This is a genomic window from Actinoallomurus soli, assembly GCF_024055715.1.
Lineage (GTDB): Bacteria > Actinomycetota > Actinomycetes > Streptosporangiales > Streptosporangiaceae > Actinoallomurus > Actinoallomurus soli.
Genome location: NZ_JAMXMV010000008.1, coordinates 274,317 through 298,034 on the forward strand (window position 1 = coordinate 274,317; position 23,718 = coordinate 298,034).

The window sequence follows — 23,718 nt, forward strand, 5'->3', positions numbered from 1 at the left end:
ACACGGCCCGATGCCCACGGGCCGGACGGCGTCCCCGGCCTGGACGGACCGTACGGCCTGGGCGGACCGTACGGCCTGGGCGGACCGTACGGCCTGGGCGCCGTCGATCGCCCGTACGGGCAGACTTGATGAAGGACACACGGAGCGCCCATGAGACTCGACATCGTCACGATCTTCCCCGAGTACTTCGCGCCGCTCGACGTCTCCCTCCTGGGCAAGGCGCGACGGCGCGGTGACGTCGACGTCCACGTACACGATCTTCGCGGCTGGGCGCACGACCGTCACCGGACCGTCGACGACACCCCGTACGGCGGCGGCCCCGGCATGGTGATGAAGCCGGAGCCGTGGGGTGAGGCCCTGGACGCCGTCGTACCTCCTCCGTCGAGCGCGCGTCTCGTCGTTCCCACGCCGAGTGGACGCCCCTTCACCCAGGAACTCGCCGTCGAGTACGCCGCTGAGCCCTGGCTCGTCTTCGCGTGCGGTCGCTATGAGGGGATCGACGCCCGCGTCATCGAGGACGCGCGGGAGCGGATGCCGGTCGACGAGGTCAGCATCGGCGACTACGTCCTGGCCGGTGGCGAGGTGGCCGTCCTCGTGATGGTGGAGGCGGTCAGCCGCCTGCTGCCCGGCGTGCTGGGCAACGCCGACTCGGTGACCGACGACTCCTTCGCGCCCGGCCGGATGGAGGCCCTGCTCGAAGGGCCCGTGTACACCAAGCCGGCGACCTGGCGCGGGCGCGACGTCCCCGAGGTGCTGATGTCCGGGAACCACGCCGCGATCGCCCGCTGGCGACGTGATCAGGCGCTGCGGCGCACCGCCGCCAGGCGGCCCGAGCTGATCGGCCGGAACGCGCTGGACGAGGCCGACCGACGGGCCCTCGCGGAGGCCGGTTTTCCGGTTGACGCCGAACGTATGGCACACTGAGACGTCACCCCGGTGTTCGACGCTGGGCGTGTCCAGACTTCCAGAAGATCGCATCGCGCGTCGGCGTCCCTGGCCGCGCGCGTTTCACCACGAGGAACCGCAGTCATGCACACCCTGATCCAGGAGATCGAGAAGGCCGCGATGCGGTCTGACGTACCGGACTTTCGCCCGGGTGACACGCTCAAGGTTCACGTGCGCGTGACCGAGGGCAACCGGAGCCGCATCCAGATCTTCCAGGGTGTGGTGATCCGGCGCCAGGGCGGCGGTGCCCGCGAGACCTTCACCGTCCGCAAGGTGAGCTACGGCGTCGGCGTCGAGCGGACGTTCCCGCTCAACAGCCCGTCCATCGACAAGATCGAGGTCGTCACGCGCGGTGACGTGCGGCGCGCCAAGCTCTACTACCTCCGCGAGCTGCGCGGCAAGGCCGCCCGCATCAAGGAGAAGCGCGACAACTGAGCGGGTTTCGTCCCGCTGTCGGCCCCGGCCCGTCGATCGACGGTTCGGGGCCTTCTTGTCGCCACGGTGGAGATTTCCACGGACGCGGCAGGCGACACGCTGACGTTGGCCGCCACCGAGGCTCACGGGCATTAGGCTTCCCCTGATGACTGACGACGAGCAGGGCCTGCGCGAGCCCGCGGCCACCGCCGGTGACACGCGCCACGACGCTTCGCAGCACGGCCTGGAGGGCGCGCGCTCCGACGACCGGGAGGCGGGGGATCCGCGATCGGCGGCCGGGACGGCCGGCGAGCCGGGATCGTCCGAGCCGGCCGGATCGGCCCGTCCGGCGGCGTCATCCGGGTCTGCGGGACCGGACGAGCCCTCGGGCGGCGAGGCGTCCGATGACGGCAAGCGCTCCCGGAAGAAGAAGCAGGGCTCCTTCTGGAAGGAACTGCCGATCCTGATCGGGGTCGCCCTCGCTCTCGCCATGGTCATCAAGGCGTTCGCGGTCCAGGCGTTCTACATCCCGTCGCAGTCGATGGAGAACACCCTCAAGGTCGGCGATCGGGTCCTGGTCAACAAGATCGTGTACCACACGCGCGACATCAAGCGCGGTGACGTCGTCGTCTTCAACGGCCTGGACTCCTGGGACCCGGAGGTCCAGTATTCCAAGCCGAGCAACCCGGTGACGAAGGTCCTGCACGCCGTCGGGAGCGCCTTCGGAGTCGTTCCGGGGGAGAAGGACTACATCAAGCGGGTCATCGGAGTGCCCGGCGACCACGTGGCCTGCTGCGACGCCCAGGGCCGCGTCACCGTCAACGGTCATCCGCTCGAAGAGACGGGCTACCTCTACACCGATCCGGTCACTCACGAGCAGAACAAGCCGTCCGACACCAAGTTCAAGATCACCGTGCCTGCGGGCCGGCTCTGGGTGATGGGCGACCACCGGGAGGTGTCCTACGACTCCCGCGGGCACCTGGGCGACCCCGGCGGCGGCACGATCCCCGAGAACCGCGTCGTCGGACGGGCGTTCATCGTTGTCTGGCCCGTCACCCGCATCAAGCTGCTGTCGATCCCCCAGACGTTCGGCCAGCCGGGGCTGGCGCTCGCCGACGGCGCACTGCCCGCGGTCCCGCTGGCGATGGGTTTCGCCGGTGCGCTGCCGGTGACGCTGCTGCGCAGGCGCCGTCGCCGTGGCGGCTCGCTCCCCGGCGGACGCCGGCGCCTCCGGCGCGCCGGCCCGAAAACGTCCTAAGGAGTGACCGGTCGCGCCGAGCGCCCGCCGTGCGGGGAGTTCCGCCCCGGCCGGGCCTTTCCGCGACGTACCCTGCCTGATGTGTACATCGATGTCCGAGCCCACCGCCCTCGTGGTCTCACCCCGCGACGGGACGTCGGCATGTACGCCTACGAGCGAGTGGTGGAACGCTGCGGTCTCGGGCCGGTGGCCGGGGTCGACGAGGCCGGCCGGGGCGCCTGCGCCGGGCCGCTGGTCGTGGCCGCCGTGATCCTCGCGCCGGAGCGTCGCCGCCGCGTCGAGGGGCTGGCCGATTCCAAGCTGCTCACCGCCGCGCGCCGGGAGCGTCTGTACGAAGAGATCACGGCCACGGCCGTGGCCTGGCACGCCCTCATCGTGCCACGCGAGGAGATCGACCGGGTGGGCCTGCACCGGTGCAACGTCGCCGGAATGCGACGGGCGCTCGCGGCGTTGAGCGTCGAGCCCGGTTACGTCCTGACGGACGGGTTCCGCGTGCCGGGCCTTTGCGCGCCCGGGCTTCCGGTGCCCAAGGGCGATCGGGTGGCGGCGTGCGTCGCCGCGGCGTCGATCGTCGCCAAGGTGACCCGGGATCGGATCATGATGGAGTTGCACGAGCGTTATCCGATGTACGGCTTCGGCGTTCACAAGGGCTACGTCACTCGTGCCCACGCCGCGGCGTTGGAGGAGTATGGACCTTGTCCTGAACATCGGCTCTCCTTCGTCAACGTGGCCCGGGTGGCCGTGGCGGAGCCGGGACCGGAAATCGATGCCTCAGACGCTGGGGAGATCGATTGGGAGGCGTCACACTATGAGGACACCGCCGACCAGGCGGACGTCGCCTGAGCCGCGGTTCGGGGAGGGAACGCGAGTATGAGCGCAGAAGACCTCGAGAAGTACGAGACCGAGATGGAGCTCCAGCTCTACCGCGAATACCGCGATGTGGTCGGTCTCTTCACGTACGTCGTCGAGACCGAGCGTCGCTTCTATCTCACCAACACCGTTGATCTGCAAGTGCGCAGCACGGACAACGGCGAGACCTTCTTCGAGGTGACGATGCAGGACGCGTGGGTCTGGGACATGTACCGCCCTGCGCGCTTCGTCAAGAATGTTCGGGTTGTGACCTTCAAGGACGTGAACATCGAGGAGCTGGCCAAGAGCGACCTGGAACTGCCCAACGGCTGACATGGCGCCGCAGGCGGGCGGCACACCCGTGCCGCCCGCCTCGCACGACCACCTCCCGGCCGTCACAGGATCACCTATCGCCCGTCCCGTCCGATCAGCGGCCGAGGTCGCGCATGACCGCCTATCGCCGGCCCCGTCCGATGAGCGACCGCAGTCGCGCACGACCACCTATCCCCGGTCCCGCACCGATCGGCCGTTCCGTACGATCATCAACGCCCGTCTCGGCCGATCACCGACCACCATCGAGGACGAGTACCGATCGGCTGTCCCGTGCGATCATCCACCGGTTGTTCTCGTACCGCCTCCGGCCGCCGGCTCGCCGGCATCCGCTCAGCGGTCCGGGGGGCGGCGGCGCAGTCTCCACCCCTTCGCGCATCGCTCGACGAATCCGGCCGCCGACAGGGCACCTAGACCGGCGAGCGCGGTGTCGAGATCGACACCCGCGGCCACCGCGATCCGTGCCGTACCCGCTCCGCCGCGCGCGGGGATCGCCTCGAGGACGTCTCTGGTCACCGGGTCGAGCCGGTCTCGGTCGAGAACGGGCCCCCGTCGCTCCGGCGCGAGGTCGTCACCGATGAGACCGACCATGTCGAGGACCTCCGCGGTGTCGGTGACGCAGACGGCCTCGCCCCACTCCCGCAACAGGACATGGCATCCGGCGGAAGCCGCCGAGGTCACCGGCCCGGGCACCACCATCACGGCGCGACGGAGGTCGCGGGCGTGCCGTGCCGTGCTGATCGCTCCGCTTCGGCGCGCCGCCTCCACCACCACGGTGCCGCGGGTCAGCGCCGCGATCGTGCGGTTGCGCACCAGGAAGCGGCCGCGGGTCGGTGGAGCACCGGGTGGCAGCTCACTGACCAGGAGCCCGTAACGAGCGATCTCCGCGAACAAGCCGGCGTGGGAACTCGGATAGGTCACATCGAACCCGCAGGCGAACACGGCCACGGTCAGGCCGTCCGCCGCGAGCACCCCCCGATGTGACGCCGCGTCGATGCCGAACGCGCCCCCGGACACCACCGTCCATCCCCGCTCGGCCAGCTCGGCGCCCATCTCGGCGGCGACGTTGATCCCATAGGAGGTGGCGGACCGGGAGCCGACCATCGCCACCGATCGCAGACAGCCGAACCGCAGATCCTGATCACCGCGCACCCACAGCGCGTACGGCCGGCGGTCGCCGAGGTCATCGAGCTGGGACGGCCATTCCGCGTCGCCCGGGCAGATGAGCCGTCCCCCCAATGCGTCGCATTCGGCGAGGAGACGCTCCGGGTCGGCGTCGGGCAACCTGGCCCGCCAGGCGGCGAACCGCCGAGCCGCACCGTCCTTGTCGGAACCGGCCGGATCGGTGCCCGGCGGCGAGCCCGAGCGGACGACGTCCAGCGCACCGATCGCTCCCTCCTTCCCGATGAGACGCCCTAAGAGCTCATCACCGGGCTCGGCGATGCGGGTCAGGAGAGCGCGGGCGAGCCGTTCCTCCGCTGAGATCATGGTGCCTCCTCTGGGGACGAGTGGGGATGCGCCCCTCTGGCAAGGGAGAGCGCGACTCCTGAATGGCGAGGGAAGCGCGCCCTCGCGGCGAGGGGGCGCGGCTCTTCGGCGGAGTCGCTCGACGGCCCTTCAGCGCCCCTGCCACAGCCCGAACGCCTCATCGACCTCGCTCTCGGTCGGTGCGTCCTTTCCGGTGAGGTCCGCGAGGGTCCACGCGACCCGCACGACGCGGTCGAGACCACGCGCGCTGAGCCGCCCATCGGCCAATGGCCCGTCGAGCGCCGCGAGCGCCCGATGCGGTGGTGCGAACCGGCGCCGGAGCTCCCGGCCGGGGACGTCGGCGTTGGTGTGCCAGGGGAGGTCGGCCAGCCGTCTGCGAGCCCGGTCGCGAGCGACCAGCACCCGCTCGGCGACCGTCGCGCTCGACTCGGCCAGCTGCAGGTCGTAGCGCAGCTCCGCACGGGTCACCTCTTTCAGCTCCGATTTCAGGTCGATCCGGTCGAGCAGCGGTCCCGACAGTCGGCCCAGGTACCGCTCGCGCATCGTCGGCGGACACTTGCAGTCGCGGGTCTTGGCGGCCGCGCACGGGCAGCGATTCGCCGCCAGCAGCAGCGTGAACCGAGCCGGGAATCGGGCCGTCGCCCCGGACCGGGCGATGACCACCTCCCCCTCCTCCAGCGGCTGGCGTAAGGCATCCAGCACTCCGGCTGCGAATTCGGGGCTCTCGTCCAGGAAGAGAACACCTCGGTGCGCCAGTGACACCGCCCCCGGCTGGATGAGCCGGTTGCTGCCTCCGCCGACCAGAGCGGCCCGCGACGCCGTGTGGTGCGGGGCGCAGAAGGGCGGATGGGTGATCAGAGGCTGTCCGGTCGGGAGGCCGCCCGCCACGGAGTGGATCGCGGTCACCTCCAGGGCGGCGTCGTGGTCGAGCTCCGGTAGCAGGGTGGGCAGGCGCTCGGCCAGCATGGTCTTCCCGCACCCGGGTGGACCGGTGAGCAGGAGATGGTGGCCACCGGCGGCGCTGACCTCGAGCACCTTGCGCGCGTCGGCCTGACCGCGCACGTCGGCCAGGTCGAGATCGCCGCGCCGCGCCCGCGAACGAGCCGCCAGGCCGTTGAATCGCGACGGCGTCGCCTCCTCCTCGGCGGGGTCGTCCTCCATCTCCTCCGGAAGCGGCTGGTCACGGAGCCGGGCCACCAGGGCCCGCAGTGAACGCACCCCGATGATCTGCACGCCGGGAACGAGCGACGCCTCGGCGAGGTTGGCCTTCGGCACGACGACGGTCTCGGCCCCCGCGTCCGCGGCGGCGAGCACCGCGGGCAGCACTCCCGCCACGGGACGAACCCGGCCGTCGAGCCCCAGCTCGCCGACCATCACCGTCCCCGCACAGGCCTCGGCGGGGAACGCGTCCTCCGCGCCCAGCAAGGCCACTGCGATGGCGAGGTCGAAACCGCTGCCGCGTTTCGGCATGCTCGCGGGGAACAGGCTGACCGTGACGTGCCGGTTGGGCCACTGCTCACCGCTGTTGAGGATCGCCGCCCGGACACGGCTGCGCGCCTCATTGAGCGCGGTGTCGGGCAGGCCCACGAGGTGCAGACCCGGAACGCCGCTGGTGATCGCGGCCTCGACGTCGACGAGTGCCCCGTCGACGCCCAGCAGGGCGACGGCACGAGTTCGCGCCAGTGCCATCGTCAGCACACCCCCTTCAGATGGTCGACGGTGAAGCGGCCGGGCCCGTCGGCGAGCAGGCCGATGACATCGATGCGGGCGGTGACATGGCCGACGCCGTGGGCGGCCAGCCAGCGGCCCGCCAGGCGCCGTAGTCGCGCGGCCTTGGCGGGCGTCACCGCCTCGACGGGCGTGCCGAAGGCGATGCTGGAGCGGGTCTTGACCTCGCACACCACCAGCTCGGCGCCGTCGCGGGCCACGATGTCCAGCTCGCCTTCGCCACAGCGCCAGTTGCGGTCGAGGATCCGCCAACCGAGCCGGGCCAGGTGCTCGGCGGCGGCCTGCTCGCCCTGCCTGCCGAGCGTGTCCTTCGCCTGCATGTGCTCACCTCCGACATCGACGGTGCCGGAGCGCGCCCCGCCAGTGTCGGCCGAATCCGGTTCTGTGGATAAGCGGCGCGGCGGTGCGGTCACTTGATTCGCCGTTCCGGGTCGCGCAGGGTGTCCTCCGTACGGTGGGTCGTGCAGCCGGCGCCCGCTTCGGATACGAGGCCGCTTCGCGACCCCGGCTGGGACGAGTCCCCGAGGGAGCGCCATGGGAGCGGACGAGGAGACCGGCGTGACGCCCGCCGACCGGTCCCGATCGGGTCTCGCCGAGTCGCCCGGTGTGAAGAGGGGTGGCGAGCCGGCCGAGCAGCAGTCCCCGGCCGGCCCCGCCGAGAACTTCCCCGCCGACGAGTCCCCTGGGGAGATCGGCACCGAGGGCGGCGAGGTGGTGAGCGGGGAGGACGATGAGGCGGCGAGCGGGGAGAGCGCTGAGGCCCTGCGGACGGAGGGCGGCCAAGGGGCCGGCGCGGACAGTGGTGCGCCGCTGAGCGCCGAGGGCGGCGCGGCGTTGCGTGCGGGGGGCGGCGCGGCGTTGCGTGCGGACGGCGGCGCGGCGGTGAGCGCGGAGAATGGTGCGGCGCTGAGCGCCGAGGACGGTGCGGAGTTCGGTGCGGTGCTCGCCGGATTCGAACGCCACCTGCGGGCCGAACGCGGTCTGTCCGGTCACACCGTCCGGGCCTACCTGGGCGATGTCGCCGATCTCCTGGCGCATGCCCACCGGATGGGCCTGGGAGACCTCGCGGGCCTCGATGTCCGGATGCTCCGTGCCTGGCTGGCCGCACAGCATGCCCTGGGCAGGTCGCGGGCGACGCTGGCCCGCCGTACGGCCTCGGCGCGAGTGTTCACGGCCTACGCACACCGCCGCGGGTTGCTGCCGACCGATCTCGGGGCGTTGCTGGGCATACCGAAGCAGGGAAGGACCCTGCCAAGGGTGCTGCGGCAGGACGAGGCCACCGCACTGCTCGAACGGGTGCCGGCCCGAAGCTCGGGCGACGCGGACGAGGACGCTCCCGTCGCGGGCACGGACGGCGGCGCCGACGCCGTCGCGCTCCGCGACCAGGCCGTGTTCGAACTGCTGTACGGCTCCGGAATCCGGATCGGGGAGTTGTGCGGCCTGGACGTCGATGACATCGACGCCGCGCGCCGTACGATCCGGGTGATCGGCAAGGGGGACAAGGAGCGGACGGTCCCGATGAGCGCGCCCGCCGCCCGGGCGGTCGAGGCGTGGCTGGTGCGGGGCCGCCCCGCCCTCGTGCACGAGCACAGCGGCCCGGCGCTGTTCCTCGGCGCCCGTGGGGGCAGGGTGCATCCCACGGTCGTCCGCCGCGCCCTGCACGACCGGCTCGCGGAACTCGGGCTGCCCGACATGGGCCCGCACGGCCTCCGGCACAGCGCGGCCACCCATCTCCTCGAAGGAGGCGCGGACCTGCGCAGTGTCCAGGAGATCCTCGGACACTCCTCCTTGGCGACGACGCAGATCTACACCCACGTCTCGGCGGAACGGCTGAGGGCCGCCTACCGGCAGGCCCATCCGAGGGCATGACGCCGCCTCCCATTCCCGAGCGACCGTATGTGATCGCTACCCGCCTCTCCGCGATGAGCGATGGCCGGACTGATCGTCCGGTGAACGTCCCGATCACGCTGTGACCTGTGACTCCTTGACCGATTCGCGGCCGGGATCACCGAGTCTTCGGCGCGTGCCGGTCTCGGCCGCCCGGTCGCTCTCCCGGCGATCTCCCGCAAGGCGATCGTCGGCGGTCTGACCAGGTGGCGGTGCCGTCGCCGTAGTGGCGCTCGCTGATCCGGCCGCAGGTCTGATCACGGTGGTGGCGATCGCGCGGAGCACGGCCCGGATGGAGACCCGGCGCCGTCAGCGGGACGAGCGGTCCTCTGGGTGCGGGTGGTGGTGGCGGCGAAGGCGGGTGGGGATCCGGTTCCTCCGCCGGCGGGTGTGGAGTCCGAAGAGAGCGAGCCCCGCTGCTGCCGTGATGGCGACGGGGTCGACGATCGCGCCGATCCCGGTGGTCGCGCCGACCGGTCGCATCGCCGGAGCCGTGCCGACCGGAGTCCTCGACGGGAGAGGGGCGTCCGGTGATGAGGCGGGCGACCGCGCGATCGGCCGGAGAACCGGCTGGCGTTGAGCCTGCTGGGCGGGGCCGGTCGGCGTGCGCGGCCTTCGTCCTTCCCCACCGGTCACGGTGACGTCCGGCGAGGAGTGCCACCAGGGGAGAAGCCGCACGGGGCCGAGACCGAGGAGCGAGAGCGGGTCGAGGTAGGAGTCCCCCCGCAACAGGCCCCAATGCAGGCAGCTCTCCCGCCCACAGTGACCGAGCACCGCTTCCACCACGCCGATCCGGGTGCCCGCGACGACGGTCTGCCCCGTGCGGACGACCGGCCGTACGGGGAGGTAGGTCGTGCGCAGCGTGCCGTGACTGATGGTGAGCACTCCACGTCCGGCCAGGTCGCGGGCGAAGGTGACACGCCCCGCGCCGGCGGCGAAGACCGGTCGGCCGGGAGGCGCGGCGAGGTCGACTCCCCGGTGCCCGGGCTCCCACGGATGAGCGGGCGGGTCGAACCGGCGCAGCACGGGCGTGGGCGGGCGTAACGGCCACTGCCAGCCCGCTTCGCCGGACCTGGGGGGAATGGCCGGCGCGGCCAACCGGACCGGTGTGACCCTCGGAGCGAGGGTGACGTTCGCGGCCCCCGCGATCCGTGCGGCGGCGAGGACGATCGCGGCAGGCGTGACTTGCGCGCCAGTGGGGTTCACCACAGCGGTCGCGACTGGCGCGGTAGGCGAGACGGAGGCGGCGATCGCCACTGCCCGGGTCTTCGCGGCGTCGGCGGCTTGCGCGGCCATGGTGACCGCGGGAGCCGTCATGACGTGCAAGGTCGTCGCGATCGGCGCGGAGATCGGGAGTGGTGCGGCCATCGCGATCGGTGCCGCCGTGACCAGGAGCATTGCGGGCAGGACCATGGGACACAGCATGCTCGGGCCCCTCGCACCCGGGCCAGGGCCCGGATCGAAGCTGTGGAAAACCCTGGGTTCGAGCCGCGGAGTCCACGGCGGGGTGAGCCGCCGGTACACTTGCCTCAACGGTCGCATGACCGAATTCACGCGTCCGCCGGCCACCGATCCGTTGGTGGGGCGGCCCTCTCGGTCCATGACACGCGTCATGGCTGGGGCGCGCACGGACGCAGAACAACCGGGACGTGGCCCAGAGAGCGACTGGGCCGGACAGGAGGACCACGGGCATGGCACCCGTCGTCACCATGAAGCAGCTGCTCGAGAGCGGCGTCCACTTCGGGCACCAGACCCGCCGGTGGAACCCGAAGATGAAGCGTTTCATCTTCACCGAGCGCAACGGCATCTACATCATCGACCTGCAGCAGTCGCTGTCCTACATCGACCGCGCCTTCGACTTCATCAAGGAGACGGTCGCCCACGGCGGCACGATCCTGTTCGTCGGCACGAAGAAGCAGGCGCAGGAGTCGATCGCGGAGCAGGCGCAGCGCGTCGGCATGCCGTTCGTCAACCAGCGCTGGCTGGGCGGCATGCTCACCAACTTCTCCACGGTGCACAAGCGCCTGACGCGTCTGAAGGAGCTCGAGGAGCTCGACTACGACGACGTCGCCGGCTCGGGTATGACGAAGAAGGAGCTTCTCATGCGCAAGCGTGAGAAGGACAAGCTCGAGCGCACCCTCGGCGGTATCCGCGACATGGCCCGCGTGCCGAGCGCGGTGTGGGTCTGCGACACCAAGAAGGAGCACATCGCCGTCAACGAGGCCCGCAAGCTGGGCATCCCGGTGGTGGCGATCCTCGACACCAACTGCGACCCGGACGAGGTCGACTACCCGATTCCGGGCAACGACGACGCCATCCGCAGCGTCAGCCTGCTGACCCGCGTGGTCGCGGACGCCGTGGCCGACGGCCTGATGGCCCGCGCCGGCGCCGCCCCGTCGGGCGAGGAGAAGCCCGCCGCCGTGGGCGCGGAGGAGCCGCTGCCCGAGTGGGAGCGCGAGCTGCTGGAGAGCAAGGGCGAGTCGGGTGAGGCGGCCGAGGCCGCTCCGCAGGCGCAGGCCGAGGCTCCGCAGGCCGAGGCTCCGCAGGCCGAGGCTCCGCAGGCCGAGGCTCCGGAGGCCGCGCCGGCCGAGCAGCCGGAGACCGGCTCGGAATCCTGACGGCCCACGACCGACGACGAGAGAGACAAGACCACAATGGCGAACTTCACCGCCGCCGACGTCAAGAAGCTCCGGGACACGACCGGTTCCGGGATGATGGCCTGTAAGAAGGCGCTCGAAGAGGCCGAGGGCGACTTCGACAAGGCGGTCGAGCTGCTGCGTCTCAAGGGTGCGAAGGACGTCGGCAAGCGCGCCGAGCGCACCGCCGCGAACGGCCTGGTCGCCGAGCACTTCAACGGCTCCGGCGACGGCGCGATCCTCGAGCTCAACTGCGAGACCGACTTCGTCGCCAAGAACGAGGGGTTCATCGCCCTGGCCAACCAGATCGTCGAGTTCGCCGCGCAGAGCGACGCGGCGGACCGCGACGCGCTGCTGGCCGCCGAGATCGAGCCGGGCAAGACCGTTCAGCAGCTGATCGACGAGAACAGCGCCAAGATCGGCGAGAAGCTCGAGCTGGGCCGTTTCGCCCACTTCAAGGGCGCTTACGTCGCCAGCTACCTGCACAAGTCCGACCCGTCGCTGCCGCCGGCGACCGGCGTGCTGGTCGAGCTCGACACCGAGGCCCCCGAGGTGGCCAAGGAGATCGCGCAGCAGATCGCGGCGATGTCTCCGAAGTACCTCACCAACGACGACGTCCCGGCCGACGTCGTCGCCAAGGAGCGGGCGCTCGCCGAGCAGATCACCCGCGACGAGGGCAAGCCCGAGCAGGCGATCCCGAAGATCGTCGAGGGCCGGGTGAAGGCCTACTTCAAGGACTTCGTCCTCGTCGAGCAGCCGTTCGTGAAGGACCCGAAGAAGACGGTCGGTAAGGTCCTCCAGGACGCCGGGGTGAACGTCCAGCGCTTCGCCCGGTTCCGGGTCGGTCAGCTCTGACGATCCGCCCCGAGGACCCGAGCCGCTGAGAGACAACGAAGGAGCCGCCGCCGTGCAGGACAGTAAGACCACCGACACGACGGCGGCTCCGTCGTCCCATGGCTGGAAGCGGGTGCTTCTGAAGCTCTCCGGCGAGGCCTTCGCCGGTGGCGAGGCGCTCGGCATCGACCCGGCGGTCGTACGGCACATCGCCGAGGCGATCGCGGAGGTCGTACGCGAGGGCGTGCAGGTCGCCGTCGTCTGCGGCGGCGGCAACATGTTCCGCGGCGCGCAGATGTCCGCGCAGGGCATGGACCGCGCCCGCAGCGACTACATGGGCATGCTCGGCACCGTGATCAACTGTCTGGCGCTCCAGGACTTCCTCGAGAACAAGCTCGGCCTGGACACGCGGGTGCAGACGGCGATCACGATGGGCCAGGTCGCGGAGCCGTACATCCCGCGCAGGGCCATCCGTCACCTCGAGAAGGGGCGGGTGGTCATCTTCGGTGCCGGCCTCGGCCAGCCGTTCTTCTCCACCGACACGGCCGCGGCGCAGCGGGCGCTGGAGATCAATGCCGACGCCGTGCTGAAGGGCACCCAGGTCGACGGCGTGTACGACTCCGACCCGAAGAAGAATCCGGACGCCTTCCGGTTCGACCGGCTGGAGTACGGCGAGGTCCTCCAGCGCGGTCTGAAGGTCATGGACGCCACCGCGATCAGCCTCTGCATGGACAACGGCCTGCCCATCGTGGTCTTCGACCTGATGGGTCAGGGCAATATCGTGCGGGCCGTCCGCGGTGAGAAGATCGGCACATTGGTAAGTCCGGCGGAGAGCTGAAACGGGAGCCGAAGGTGATCGACGAGATCCTCCTCGAGGCCGAGGACAAGATGGAGAAGGCCGTCACGGTCGCCAAGGATGACTTCAACGGCATCCGTACCGGTCGCGTGACGCCTGCGATGTTCAACAAGATCACGGCGGATTACTACGGGACGCAGACGCCGATCAACCAGCTGGCGTCCTTCACGCTGCCCGAGGCCCGCATGGTGATCGTCCAGCCGTACGACGCGTCGTCGCTGTCCGCGATCGAGAAGGCCATTCGCGAGAGCGACCTCGGTGTCAACCCGGGCAATGACGGGAAGATCATCCGTGTGGTGTTCCCGGAGCTGTCCGAGGAGCGCCGCAAGGAGTTCATCAAGGTGGCCGGGCACAAGGCGGAGGACGCGCGGGTCTCGATCCGCAACATCCGCCGCCACGCCAAGGACGCCCTCGACAAGCTCGCCAAGGCCGGCGACGCGGGCGAGGACGACGTGCGGCGGGCGGAGAAGGAGCTCGACGACTTCACGCACAAGCACGTCGCCAAGATCGACGAGCTGCTCGAGCACAAGAAAGCCGAGCTTCTCGAGGTCTAGTGGGACTCGAGCAGGCCCCCACGCCCGCCCCGGAGATCCCGGAGGTACAGGCGGAAACGGGCAAGAAGCGTAGACCAGGCCGGAACCTCCCCATCGCGGTCGGGGTCGGCCTGGGTCTCGGCGCCGTCGTCCTGGTGTCCCTGTACACCATCAAGGAGATCTTCCTCGGCGTCGTCGTCGTCTTCCTCGGCGTCGCCGCGTGGGAGCTCATCCGCGCCTTCGGCACGCGGAGCATCCGCATCGCGCCGGTCCCGCTCATGGCGGGCGGCCTGGCGATGCTCGTCTGCACCTACGTCTGGGGGACGACCGCGCTGGTCGCGACGTTCGCCCTGACGGTGCTGGCCATCCTGCTGTGGCGGCTGGCGGGGGGCCAGGAGGGGTACGTCCGGGATGCGACGGCGAGCGTGTTCGCCGCCGCGTACGTCCCGTTCCTCGCCGGGTTCGTGGTCCTCATGCTCCACGCGGACGACGGCCCGAACCGCATCATCGTCTTCATCGCGGTCACGATCGCCAGCGACATCGGCGGCTTCTTCGCGGGCTCGTTCCTGGGCTCGCACAAGATGGCCCCCGCGATCAGCCCGAAGAAGACGTGGGAGGGGTTCACCGGCTCGTCGCTGACGTGCATGGTGGTCGGTGGCCTGCTGCTGCCCTGGCTGCTCGACGGAGCCTGGTGGCAGGGCGTCATCGTCGGCGCCGCCGCCGTCTGCTCCGCCACGCTCGGCGACCTCATCGAGTCGATGATCAAGAGGGACCTCGGCATCAAGGACATGGGGACCCTGCTGCCCGAGCACGGCGGCGTCATGGACCGCCTCGACTCACTGCTCGCCACCGTGCCGGTCGTCTGGCTGCTCTTCCAGGCGTTCGTCCCCGCCTGAGCCCTCTTCTCGAATCCTCCGGCCACCGTCGTGGACGGTGGCCGGGGACGGGTGCCGCCCGCCCCGCCGCCGTACCGCTGCCGTCGTCTCGTACGGCCTGGCCGTCGATGTTCTCGGGCGCCCCCGTCGTACGGCCGCCACCGTCTCGGACGGCCTGGTCGTCGAACTCATCCCGCCACCGTCGTACGGTCCGGCCGCCGGTGTCTCGCCCGGGCGGCCGTCGTACGGTCGCGGCGGTCAGTCCTCGCCGACGATCCAGCTGCGGCCCTTCCGGGCCAGCCGTTCGATCAACGCGTCCGGTCCCTCGTCCTTGCCGAACTGCCGCTCCGCCTCGGTGATCGGCACCAGCCACAGCCACTGCACCGGGTCGCCGCCGAACGAGAATCCCTTCATGTCCGGGGCGGCCGGGCCCGCCAGGCGGCCCGGGTCGTCGAGCAGCAGCACGCCCTCCCAGTTCGAGCCGAGCGGGAAGGTCTTCGCCTCGTGGTACCACTTCACGTTGTCCCCTGCGGCGAAGGACGTCACCGCGCGCCACGGGTACTGGGCCAGCCAGGGGAAGATGCTGCCCGCCCGCTGACTGGGCAGGGTCGTGGCCACGGCGAGCTCGATACGGGCGTGATCGCCGACGTTGTCCTCGTACAACTCCACGGTGGGCATCCGCTGGCAGCTCATGCCCACGGTGCTCAGCACCCGGTAGGACCGGTCGTCCAGGGCCGGTCGCTCCGACACTCCGACGATGGGGTGCTCGCCCCCGCCCGATCCGCTCCCCGGCCGGGCGCGCCACTGCCGGCCGACGTCGTGCCAGTAGTACCCGCCCGGCCCGAGACGGCCGAGCAGATGCCCCAGGACCGACTGCTGGAACCCCTCCCAGGCGCCGGCCCCGCTCCGCCACTCCCAGAACGCCTGCGCCTGCAGGATGCGCGGGCCCAGGTCCTCGATCTCATCGTCCAACGCGAACGCGAACGGGCTCTGCCCGAGCGCCTCACGGCTGTAGCCGGGCAGCCCGCGGTCCATGTCCGACCAACCGGGGATCACGCAGAGCGGCTGCCCGTCCTCCAGGACCGCCGCGCCGTCGCCCTCCTCGAACCAGACGATCTCCAGCGACCGCGGATCCGGCGCCGGCCGCCCCTTCGGGTGCTTGGTGTGACCCGACGGCATGGCGGGCACCAGGCCCGCGTTCAGCCGCGCGAGATCGGGGTGGGGAGACGCGTCCTGATGGTTGGCGATCCAGGCCGCGGCCACGGTATGTCCGTCGCTGCGGCGGAGGTACGCCGCCGTCGCGATGTGATCGGACTCGACTTCGAGGACACGGCTTCCGTAGGGGCTGGTGTCACTGATCAGGACACGCGTCTCCTGCGGCGTTCTGCGCAATACCGGCATAGACGGGACTGTAGTGAGTGTGCGGCCCCCGGAGCGGCATTGACAGCGGCATTGACCTTCACGGTCGATCCCGGGGTGGAGGCCGGGCGGCGGCGTACGAAGCGCTGCCCGGCGTCTGCCACACTGGAACGGACATGCCCGCTCAGCTCACCTTCGCCGCTCCGCGCCGGGCGAAGCCACCGCGCCATCTCGCCGATCTGTCCTGGGACGAGCGGCGTGAGGCCGTCGGGGCGCTCGGCGAAAAACCCTTCCGCGCCGACCAGCTCTCGCGTCACTACTTCGGCAGGCTCGCCGACGATCCGGCCGACATGACCGATCTGCCGGCCCCCGTCCGGGATCGTCTCGTCACCGAGCTGATGCCGTCCCTGCTCACGTCGGTGCGTGATCTGACCTGTGACGACGGCGCCACCCGCAAGACGCTGTGGAAGGCGTTCGACGGCACGTTCGTCGAGTCCGTCCTCATGCGCTACCCCGACCGGGTGACCATGTGCGTCTCCTCCCAGGCCGGCTGCGGGATGAACTGCCCGTTCTGCGCGACCGGTCAGGCCGGTCTCACCCGGAACCTGTCGACCGCCGAGATCGTCGAGCAGGTCGTCGCCGGCGCCCGGGCGCTGGACCGCGGTGAGATCAGCGGTGGCCGCGGCCGGGTGAGCAACATCGTCTTCATGGGCATGGGCGAGCCGCTCGCGAACTTCTCCACCATCGTCCGGGCGATCCACCGGTTCAGCGACCCGAGCCCGCGCGGGCTGGGCATCTCCCAGCGCAACATCACGGTCTCCACGGTCGGACTGGTCCCGAAGATCCACCAGCTCGCCGACCTTGACCTCAAGGTGCGTCTCGCGGTCTCGCTGCACGCGCCGGACGACGAGCTGCGCGACGAGCTCGTGCCGATCAACACCCGCTGGAAGGTCGCGGAGGTCCTCGACGCCGCCTGGACGTACGCGGACCGCACCCGGCGCCGGATCTCGATCGAGTACGCCCTCATCCGGGACATCAACGACCAGGCGTGGCGGGCCGACCTGCTCGGGCGGCTCATCAAGAACCACCCGGTGCACGTCAACCTGATCCCGCTCAACCCCACGCCCGGATCGAAGTGGACGGCGTCGCGCCCGTCGGACCAGACGGAGTTCGTCCGTCGTCTGGAGGCCCACGGCGTCCCCGTCACCGTACGCGACACGCGCGGTCAGGAGATCGACGGCGCCTGCGGCCAGCTCGCCGCCAAGACCGTCGAGTAGCCGCCGACCGCCCGGCGGATCGACGACATCGGCCGACGGTCGACGGCCTCGACCGGCGCCGGGCGGAGCGGCTCAGTGCGGCCGCTCGGTGGCGGGTACCGCGGCCAGCAGTCGCCTGGCCTCGGCGGCGAACTCGGCGTCGACCAGCAACTCGTATCGGTCGGCGACCACCGCGCTCGTCGACGCGAACGCCTGGCGGCGCAGCCCGTGCGCGACCCCGGCGAACACCGCACCGAAGATCGCGCCAAGGATGATCGCTGAGACCACCGCGCCGGCGTGCCAGGGGCTGACGATCCAGAACACCAGCCCGATCAGCAGACCGACCCAGGCACCGGAACTCGCGCCGGCCGCCAACGCCTTGCCGACCGTCCAGCGGCCGAGCACCTGCTCTTCCAGCCGTAGCCCGCAGCCGACGATGGTGACGTGCTCCACCGGGAAGTTCCGGTCCGCCAGGATGTCCACGGAGCGCTGTGCCGCCGCGTGGCTCGAGTAGTCGCCGAGCACCACCTTGTTCGGCCCGGCGAGATTCCCTGCCGTCATCTCTAGTCCCCCCGATCCATGTGACGACCTACCTGTCAGATATTCCGCCGACCGTACGTCGCACACCCTTTTTCCGGTTTGCGATGGGTCGTCGATCCGCGTTTCAGGGAGAATGCGGCCATGCCGGACTTCCCGCTCGCCGCCCGCGGTTACCACCGTCATCAAGTGGACGCGTTCGTCGCCCGGATCGAGGGGACGCTCGGCCGTGCCCAGCTGTTCGCGCCGCCGGTCACCGCGGCCGAGGTCGGCGAAGTGCGGTTCGCGATCGTCCTGCGCGGCTACCGGGTCCAGGCGGTCGACGAGCGGCTCGAGGAGTACGTGCGGGAGCTGGAGGTCAGGGAGAACGGCGAGGGGCGGCGGCTGTCCGCGGCCGAGGCGGACCGGCTGATCGGGCTCGTCCGCAACGTACGATTCGTCACCACCCGGCTGAACGAGGGGTACGACGAGCGCGAGGTCGACGACTTCCTGGACCGGCTGATCGCCGACCTGCGCGGGCGCAGGCCCCGGTCGGCCGACGTCCGGGCCGCGCGGTTCACCACGACCCGGCTCCGGCCCGGGTACGCCCAGCCCGACGTGGACGGCTTCCTCGACCACCTCGCAGCCGAGATCGACCGTTTGAGCTAGGCGTGCCCGGTGGACCCACCGGGCACGCGCTAGGCGCGCGTACGGCGCAGGCGGGCGTACAGCGCCGTCGCGAGGACCGCCCAGGCGAGCGTGCGCAGCGCGAACCACGGCAGGGCGCCGGTGAACGCGGACGGCCCGCGCCCGGCCGCTCCCATCCACTCGATCATCGGCACGGTGACGACCCGCAGCGGGCCGAGCCCCAGCAGGAGGTCGGCCACATAGATCCCGAGCAACACGAGGATCGACCGGCCGGGGGAGTGGATGATCGCCCGGCCGGCGAGCGCTCCGAGCGCCGTGGCGGCCAGCGCGGACAGGGGCAGCAGGGCCATCGCCGGCAACAGCTGCGACGTCCGTACGCCGGATCGCGCGGCCTCGACGAGGGGAACGGCGCCGGCGATCAGCGCCAGGCAGACGTTGAAGGCGAACGCCGCGGCGAACCCGCACGCCATCGCCCGCCACCGGCCGATGGCGACCACGCCGATGTGCCGCTGGGCGTCCGGCTCGGTGTCCAGGAGCCCGCGGGCCGCCCAGGCGCAGATCGGGAAGTACAGGGCCGCCAGGTCGCCGATCGCGGTCAGTGCCCCGGACCGGGCCTCCGCCGGAGTGCCGCCGAGCGGGCTCGAGAAGACGATCCCCAGCAGCAGCGCGAGGGCGAGCACCGGAGGCAGGGCGCGCGTGGACCGGGCGTACGCGCTGAGCTGGAACCGCATCGCGGCGATCACCGGAGCCGCGCCTCGTAGCCGTCCGCCTTGAGGCGGCCGACCAGGTCCTCCGCCTGCGAGCGGGGCAGGATCACCTCGACCACCGTGTGCTCCTCGGGCAGGTCCCCTTCGTGGACCGTCTGATCCTCGACCCGCCAGCGCACGACGCCCGGCACGCTTCGCAGGTCGCCCTGGTGGTCGCTGACGATCACGGACGATCCCTCCGCGGCGAGCTCGGCCAGCAGCGCCGGCAGCGCGGCGCGGGTCCGCGCGTCCAGGCCGGCGAACGGCTCGTCGAGCACGAGCAGTCCCGGCGCGGCCAGCAGCGCCTGGATCAGCCCGGCCTTGTGCGCGCTGCCCTTGGACAAATCCGGCAGCCGGGTGTCCAGGAGGCCGCTGAAGCCCAGCCGTTCGGACCACTCCCCGATGCGCGCGGCCGGAACGCCCCGTACGGCGGCCATGTGCCCGAGGTAGGCCCGCGCGGTGAACGGCTGATCCGCCGGGAAGCGTTCCGGCGCGTACCCGACGGACGGCGGCCGGTCGCCGACGCCTCCCCGGACCGGGGGCACGACCCCGGCGACGAGCCGGAGAAGCGTTGATTTGCCCGCTCCATTGCGGCCGTTCACCTCGATGATCCGGCCACGGGGTACGGTCAGCGTCACGTCGCGCAGAACCCATGGAGCGCGGCGGCGGTACCGGAAGGCCACCTGGTTGAATCGCACGGGCCAGGAGCCTATTGCCGGCCGATAAGACGACCGTAAGCGGAAGAATGCCCACCATGGACTGCCTGTTCTGCGAGATCGTGAAAGGGGAGCGGCCCGCTCACGTGGTCCTCGACGACGGCCCCGTCGTCGCGTTCCTGGACACCCGGCCGCTGTTCAAGGGGCACACGCTCCTCGTGCCGCGCACCCACTACGAGACCCTCGCGGACCTGCCGGCCGACCTCCTCGAGCCGCTGTTCGCCGCCGGGCAGCGGCTGTCGGCCGTCATGGAGACCGCGCTCGGCGCGGCGGGCTCGTTCGTCGCGATGAACAACCGGATCAGCCAGAGCGTGCCCCACCTGCACGTCCACGTCGTTCCCCGGAACCGCAAGGACGGGCTGCGCGGGTTCTTCTGGCCGCGGACCAAGTACGACTCCGACGACGAGGCCCGCGCGTACGCGGACCGCATCCGCGGTGCGCTCGGATGATCACGGTGACGCCCGAGACGACCGGCCCGGAGGCGAGCCCGGGGCGTGCCCGGCGCGACGCGATCGTGGTCGGCGCGCTCGTCGTCGCCGCGGCGGCGGTCTACTCGGTCTTCGCACTGGTGCGTTACCACACCTTCCGTACGACGACGTACGACCTGGTGATCTTCGATCAGGCGGTGCGCTCGTACAGCCGGTTCCACCTGCCCACCGCGATCGTCAAGGGCGTTCACAACGGCTTCGGCCCGCACTTCTCCGTGCTCGGCGACCACTTCTCGCCGATCCTCGCCGTCCTGGCGCCGCTGTACTGGATCCACGACGGGCCGCAGACGCTGCTGGTCGCCCAGGCCGTGCTCCTGGCGCTGACGATCGTGCCGCTGTGGAGGTTCACGCGGCGGCGGCTCGGGGCGTGGGGGGCGCACTGCGTCGCGGGCGTGTACGCGCTGGCCTGGCCGGTGGCCGAGACGGTCGCCTTCGACTTCCACGAGATGGCGTTCACGCCCGTGCTGTCCATGCTGATGCTCGAACGGCACGACGCGGGCCGCCGGCGGCAGTGCCTGCTGGCCGCCGGCGCGCTGCTGCTCGTCAAGGAGGACATGGGGCTGCTCGTCGCCGGCTTCGGGCTGTACCTGCTGACCCGGCCGGGGGAGCGGCGCCTGGCGGCCGTCTTCGTGGCCGCCGGTCTCGGCTGGACGTGGCTGGCCTCCCGGGTGCTGATCCCGGCGTTCGGCGGTGCGGCCGACTACTACTGGGCCTACGACGCCCTGGGCCGGGACCTGCCGCACGCCGCCGCGCACGCCCTGACGCATCCGTGGACCGCGCTGAAGCTCCTCGTCACCCCCGGCGTCAAGGCGACCACCATGGCATGGCTCATCCTGCCCCTCCTCCTGGTCCCGCTCGCCTCGCCGATCACCATCGCGGTGCTGCCCCTGCTGGTCGAGCGGATGCTCGCGAACCGCTTCGGGAACTGGTGGGAGCCGAGGTTCCACTACAACGTCGCGCTCACGGCCCTGCTCGTCGCGGCGGGCGTCGACGGCGCCTGCCGGCTGTCCCGGCTGCGCCTGCCCGGCCCACGCGCGCGCCGCCTGAGCCTGCCGCCCGGCCCACGCGCGCGCCGCCTGAGCCTGCCGCCCGGCCCACGCGCGCGCCGTCTCCGCCTCGACCTCCTCTGGCCGGTCGCCGCGCTGCTGGCCGCCGCCGTCGTCGTGCCGCGGTTCGCCTTCAGGAACTTCTTCGACCCGGCGTTCTACCGGCGGGACGCGCACGCCCGCGCCGCCGCCGACGCGGTCGCCGCCGTGCCCCGCGGCGCCCTGGTCGAGGCCGCCAACGTCGTGGGACCGCAGCTGTCCGGCCGGGCACGCGTGCTGCTGTGGGACACCCGCGTCCGCTGGGCGCCGTGGGTGGTCGCGGACACGGCCCGCGCGACGTTCCCCTTCCCGGCCCTGGGGGCGCAGCGCGACCGCGTACGGTACCTGCTCCAGCGGGGGTACACGATGGTGCTGCGCGAGGACGGCTGGGTGGTGCTGCACGACCCGGCCGCGACTCCGGACCTGCGCGCGACCCGCTGAGATCGCGCGAGGCTCAGTCGCCGGTCACGCCGTCGAGCATCTCGCGGAGGATGTCGATGTGCCCGTTGTGACGGGCGGTCTCCTCGATCATGTGGCCGAGCACCCAGCGCAGCGTGACCGTGCCCCGGCGGTGCTTCCCCTGGGCCTCGGCGTCGAGGCTCAGCGACGCGGTGATCTCCCTCGCGCGGGCGCACTGCTCCTCGTACTCGGCGAGCAGGCGGGCCAGCGGCACGTCGTCGACCCGGAACTCCCGGTCCGGGTCCTCCGGGGTCCACGGGGCGTCGTCGGGGCGGTCCAGCATGACGCGCTCGAACCAGGCCCGCTCGACCCAGCGAAGATGGCTGACGAGGCCGGCCACGGTCATCAGCGGAGAGGTGGGCAGGAGCGGGCGGTGGGCGAGTTCGTCCGTGAGGCCGTCGCACTTGAGGTGGACGGTGGCGCGCTGCCAGTCGAGCCAGGCGGTGAGCAGGGTCCGCTCGTCGCCGGCGTTCGGTGTCTCGATGCGATCCATGACCGCCGATCGTCCCTGGGCGGGGGAGGCTCTGTCCACCGGATAAGGGGCGGGCCCCCGGAAGATGCCGCGCTTCCGGGGGCCCGCGAGCGGGGAGGGGGTGGAAAAGATCAGTAGACGTTCACTCCGTACGCCGAGAGCGCCTCGGTGACCGGCTGGAAGAAGGTCGTGCCGCCGGAGGTGCAGTCGCCGCTGCCGCCGGAGGTCAGGCCCAGCGCCGTGCCGCCGGAGTACAGCGGGCCGCCGCTGTCGCCGCCCTCGGCGCAGACCGTGGTCCTGATCAGCCCGCTGACGGTGCCCTCGGAGTAGTTCACCGTCTGGTTGAGCGCGGTCACGGTGCCGGAGTGGATGCCGGTGGTGCTGCCGCGGCGCGTCACCGACTCGCCGACGTACGCGTTGCCGGCCGAGGTGATGTCCACGCTGCCGACCGTGCCCGGGTGCGAGACGCCGCTGGCGTAGGCGACGATCGCGTAGTCGTTGCCCGGGAAGCTGCTGGCCCGGGTGGTGCCGATCAGCGAGGTGTGGCTGGAGTTGCTGTACCACGTGGAGGCGATGTTGCCGCAGTGCCCGGCGGTCAGGAAGTAGTACGTGCTGCCGCTGACGACGTTGAAGCCCAGGGAGCAGCGGTACTGGCCGCCGTAGATCGCGTCACCGCCGGAGATGTCCGTGTGGAAGACGCCGGGCAGGTACTCCATCCGGACGGCGCTGCCGAGCTGCTGCGCCGCGGAGGTGACCTGCACCAGCTTGGACCCGGTGACCGAGCTGTCGACGGACAGCACGACCTGGTCGGTGGTGGGGTCGACGGCCCAGGCCGTCCCGGGCACCTTGGCCGTACGGTCGAGGAAGCCCATGGCCTGCTGGAGCCGGGCGCCGCTGAACGGGACGATCTTCGGTACGGCGCCGGCCTTGCGAACCGCCGAGGCGTCCGACTTGGAGCTGACCGTCACGACGAGCTTCTTCGCGGACCGGTCGAAGTACGCGCCGGCGGAGCGGGAGCCCAGCTTCTGGGCCAGCTTCGTGGCGAGGTGTGACGTATCCGCCTGCGAGACGGCTGCCTGGGCCGACGTCGCGAGCAGGGAGCCGCCGATGAGCGTGGCGGCGGCCGCGACGAGTCCAGCGCGCCGAGGAGCAGTGAATCTCACACGAGCCTCCCTCAGGGGTGGCGGGCGCGCCCCGGTGGCGTGCCCGAGGGACGGCGTGGGCAATGGCGCTCGGCTCACGGGCGGAGGGGGCCGCCCGGGCGGGGTCGAGATCCGATTACCTGGCCTGCGCAGATCTTCACAAACCCAGTCAAAAGCCGCAAGGTCAAACGTTAGTCC

Annotated in this window: 25 protein-coding genes; 15 read left to right on the top strand and 10 right to left on the bottom strand. The window is 71.3% G+C overall.

Annotation, left to right across the window (positions count from 1 at the left end; translation table 11 throughout):
• The first annotated feature begins 150 nt into the window (after window positions 1–150).
• From trmD to NDW01_RS21960, 5 genes are all read left to right on the top strand, one after another.
• Window positions 151–924: a tRNA (guanosine(37)-N1)-methyltransferase TrmD gene (trmD, locus tag NDW01_RS21940; RefSeq protein ID WP_252823136.1), complete on the top strand. Its 774-nt coding sequence runs from the start codon at window positions 151–153 to the stop codon at window positions 922–924.
• Between the two features lie 105 nt (window positions 925–1,029).
• On the top strand, window positions 1,030–1,380 hold the full coding sequence (gene rplS, locus NDW01_RS21945) for a 50S ribosomal protein L19 (RefSeq protein ID WP_252776340.1): 351 nt from the start codon (window positions 1,030–1,032) through the stop codon (window positions 1,378–1,380).
• A gap of 145 nt (window positions 1,381–1,525) precedes the next feature.
• Complete coding sequence (lepB, locus tag NDW01_RS21950; RefSeq protein ID WP_308211755.1) at window positions 1,526–2,617, top strand: signal peptidase I; 1,092 nt, start codon at window positions 1,526–1,528, stop codon at window positions 2,615–2,617.
• 81 nt (window positions 2,618–2,698) lie between these two features.
• Window positions 2,699–3,460, top strand: coding sequence for a ribonuclease HII (locus tag NDW01_RS21955; protein WP_406567749.1), 762 nt, complete (start codon window positions 2,699–2,701; stop codon window positions 3,458–3,460).
• Window positions 3,461–3,487: 27 nt separating this feature from the next.
• The gene (locus NDW01_RS21960) at window positions 3,488–3,799 is read left to right on the top strand and encodes a DUF2469 domain-containing protein (RefSeq protein ID WP_252776343.1); all 312 of its coding nucleotides are present in this window, start codon (window positions 3,488–3,490) and stop codon (window positions 3,797–3,799) included.
• A gap of 330 nt (window positions 3,800–4,129) precedes the next feature.
• Here NDW01_RS21960 and dprA read toward each other — a convergent pair whose 3' ends face one another.
• The 3 genes from dprA to NDW01_RS21975 all read right to left on the bottom strand — a co-directional run bounded on the left by dprA (window position 4,130) and on the right by NDW01_RS21975 (window position 7,332).
• A complete protein-coding gene (dprA, locus tag NDW01_RS21965; RefSeq protein WP_252823139.1) occupies window positions 4,130–5,284 on the bottom strand; it encodes a DNA-processing protein DprA in 1,155 nt (384 codons plus the stop codon).
• 129 nt (window positions 5,285–5,413) lie between these two features.
• Entirely contained in the window at window positions 5,414–6,973 is a 1,560-nt protein-coding gene (locus NDW01_RS21970) for a YifB family Mg chelatase-like AAA ATPase (protein WP_252823141.1), read from the bottom strand.
• A 2-nt stretch (window positions 6,974–6,975) separates the two neighbouring features.
• Window positions 6,976–7,332, bottom strand: a complete 357-nt coding sequence (locus NDW01_RS21975) for a YraN family protein (protein ID WP_252823142.1) — start codon at window positions 7,330–7,332, stop codon at window positions 6,976–6,978.
• Between the two features lie 214 nt (window positions 7,333–7,546).
• On the opposite strand from NDW01_RS21975, the gene NDW01_RS21980 reads away from it, so the two are divergent.
• Entirely contained in the window at window positions 7,547–8,881 is a 1,335-nt protein-coding gene (locus NDW01_RS21980) for a tyrosine recombinase XerC (RefSeq protein ID WP_308211756.1), read from the top strand.
• A gap of 327 nt (window positions 8,882–9,208) precedes the next feature.
• Here NDW01_RS21980 and NDW01_RS21985 read toward each other — a convergent pair whose 3' ends face one another.
• Complete coding sequence (locus NDW01_RS21985; RefSeq protein ID WP_252823143.1) at window positions 9,209–10,312, bottom strand: M23 family metallopeptidase; 1,104 nt, start codon at window positions 10,310–10,312, stop codon at window positions 9,209–9,211.
• 278 nt (window positions 10,313–10,590) lie between these two features.
• On the opposite strand from NDW01_RS21985, the gene rpsB reads away from it, so the two are divergent.
• From rpsB to NDW01_RS22010, 5 genes are read left to right on the top strand one after another with little or no spacing between them, the layout of a single operon-like run.
• Window positions 10,591–11,517, top strand: a complete 927-nt coding sequence (gene rpsB / locus NDW01_RS21990) for a 30S ribosomal protein S2 (protein WP_252823145.1) — start codon at window positions 10,591–10,593, stop codon at window positions 11,515–11,517.
• 36 nt (window positions 11,518–11,553) lie between these two features.
• Complete coding sequence (gene tsf / locus NDW01_RS21995) at window positions 11,554–12,390, top strand: translation elongation factor Ts (RefSeq protein ID WP_252823146.1); 837 nt, start codon at window positions 11,554–11,556, stop codon at window positions 12,388–12,390.
• 52 nt (window positions 12,391–12,442) lie between these two features.
• Window positions 12,443–13,207 carry a UMP kinase gene (gene pyrH, locus NDW01_RS22000; protein WP_252823147.1) on the top strand — a complete coding sequence of 255 codons (765 nt, stop codon included), beginning with the start codon at window positions 12,443–12,445 and terminating at the stop codon, window positions 13,205–13,207.
• A gap of 14 nt (window positions 13,208–13,221) precedes the next feature.
• Complete coding sequence (gene frr / locus NDW01_RS22005) at window positions 13,222–13,779, top strand: ribosome recycling factor (protein ID WP_252823149.1); 558 nt, start codon at window positions 13,222–13,224, stop codon at window positions 13,777–13,779.
• A complete protein-coding gene (locus tag NDW01_RS22010) occupies window positions 13,779–14,654 on the top strand; it encodes a phosphatidate cytidylyltransferase (protein ID WP_252823150.1) in 876 nt (291 codons plus the stop codon). The genes frr and NDW01_RS22010 overlap by 1 nt, the downstream gene beginning before the upstream one ends.
• 237 nt (window positions 14,655–14,891) lie before the next feature.
• Here NDW01_RS22010 and NDW01_RS22015 read toward each other — a convergent pair whose 3' ends face one another.
• Complete coding sequence (locus tag NDW01_RS22015; protein ID WP_252823151.1) at window positions 14,892–16,034, bottom strand: suppressor of fused domain protein; 1,143 nt, start codon at window positions 16,032–16,034, stop codon at window positions 14,892–14,894.
• A 134-nt stretch (window positions 16,035–16,168) separates the two neighbouring features.
• On the opposite strand from NDW01_RS22015, the gene rlmN reads away from it, so the two are divergent.
• Window positions 16,169–17,269 (top strand): 23S rRNA (adenine(2503)-C(2))-methyltransferase RlmN, encoded by a 1,101-nt coding sequence (gene rlmN, locus NDW01_RS22020; protein WP_252823152.1) that lies wholly within the window; start codon window positions 16,169–16,171, stop codon window positions 17,267–17,269.
• Window positions 17,270–17,341: 72 nt separating this feature from the next.
• Here rlmN and NDW01_RS22025 read toward each other — a convergent pair whose 3' ends face one another.
• The gene (locus NDW01_RS22025; RefSeq protein WP_252823153.1) at window positions 17,342–17,809 is read right to left on the bottom strand and encodes a general stress protein; all 468 of its coding nucleotides are present in this window, start codon (window positions 17,807–17,809) and stop codon (window positions 17,342–17,344) included.
• 120 nt (window positions 17,810–17,929) lie between these two features.
• Between NDW01_RS22025 and NDW01_RS43550 the strand changes: the two genes are divergently transcribed.
• Entirely contained in the window at window positions 17,930–18,433 is a 504-nt protein-coding gene (locus tag NDW01_RS43550) for a DivIVA domain-containing protein (RefSeq protein ID WP_305883798.1), read from the top strand.
• A gap of 29 nt (window positions 18,434–18,462) precedes the next feature.
• On the opposite strand, the gene NDW01_RS22045 is transcribed toward NDW01_RS43550, so the two are convergent.
• Both NDW01_RS22045 and NDW01_RS22050 read right to left on the bottom strand, forming a co-directional pair.
• Complete coding sequence (locus tag NDW01_RS22045; RefSeq protein WP_252823154.1) at window positions 18,463–19,155, bottom strand: hypothetical protein; 693 nt, start codon at window positions 19,153–19,155, stop codon at window positions 18,463–18,465.
• Window positions 19,152–19,856: an ATP-binding cassette domain-containing protein gene (locus NDW01_RS22050; protein WP_252823155.1), complete on the bottom strand. Its 705-nt coding sequence runs from the start codon at window positions 19,854–19,856 to the stop codon at window positions 19,152–19,154. The genes NDW01_RS22045 and NDW01_RS22050 overlap by 4 nt, the downstream gene beginning before the upstream one ends.
• Window positions 19,857–19,912: 56 nt before the next feature.
• Between NDW01_RS22050 and NDW01_RS22055 the strand changes: the two genes are divergently transcribed.
• Both NDW01_RS22055 and NDW01_RS22060 read left to right on the top strand, forming a co-directional pair.
• On the top strand, window positions 19,913–20,323 hold the full coding sequence (locus tag NDW01_RS22055; protein WP_308206824.1) for an HIT family protein: 411 nt from the start codon (window positions 19,913–19,915) through the stop codon (window positions 20,321–20,323).
• Window positions 20,320–21,888 (top strand): DUF2079 domain-containing protein, encoded by a 1,569-nt coding sequence (locus NDW01_RS22060; protein ID WP_252823156.1) that lies wholly within the window; start codon window positions 20,320–20,322, stop codon window positions 21,886–21,888. The genes NDW01_RS22055 and NDW01_RS22060 overlap by 4 nt, the downstream gene beginning before the upstream one ends.
• A 13-nt stretch (window positions 21,889–21,901) precedes the next feature.
• Here NDW01_RS22060 and NDW01_RS22065 read toward each other — a convergent pair whose 3' ends face one another.
• Window positions 21,902–22,399: a DinB family protein gene (locus NDW01_RS22065; RefSeq protein WP_252776388.1), complete on the bottom strand. Its 498-nt coding sequence runs from the start codon at window positions 22,397–22,399 to the stop codon at window positions 21,902–21,904.
• Window positions 22,400–22,509: 110 nt separating this feature from the next.
• Window positions 22,510–23,541: a S1 family peptidase gene (locus NDW01_RS22070; RefSeq protein ID WP_252823157.1), complete on the bottom strand. Its 1,032-nt coding sequence runs from the start codon at window positions 23,539–23,541 to the stop codon at window positions 22,510–22,512.
• Window positions 23,542–23,718 lie beyond the last annotated feature (177 nt).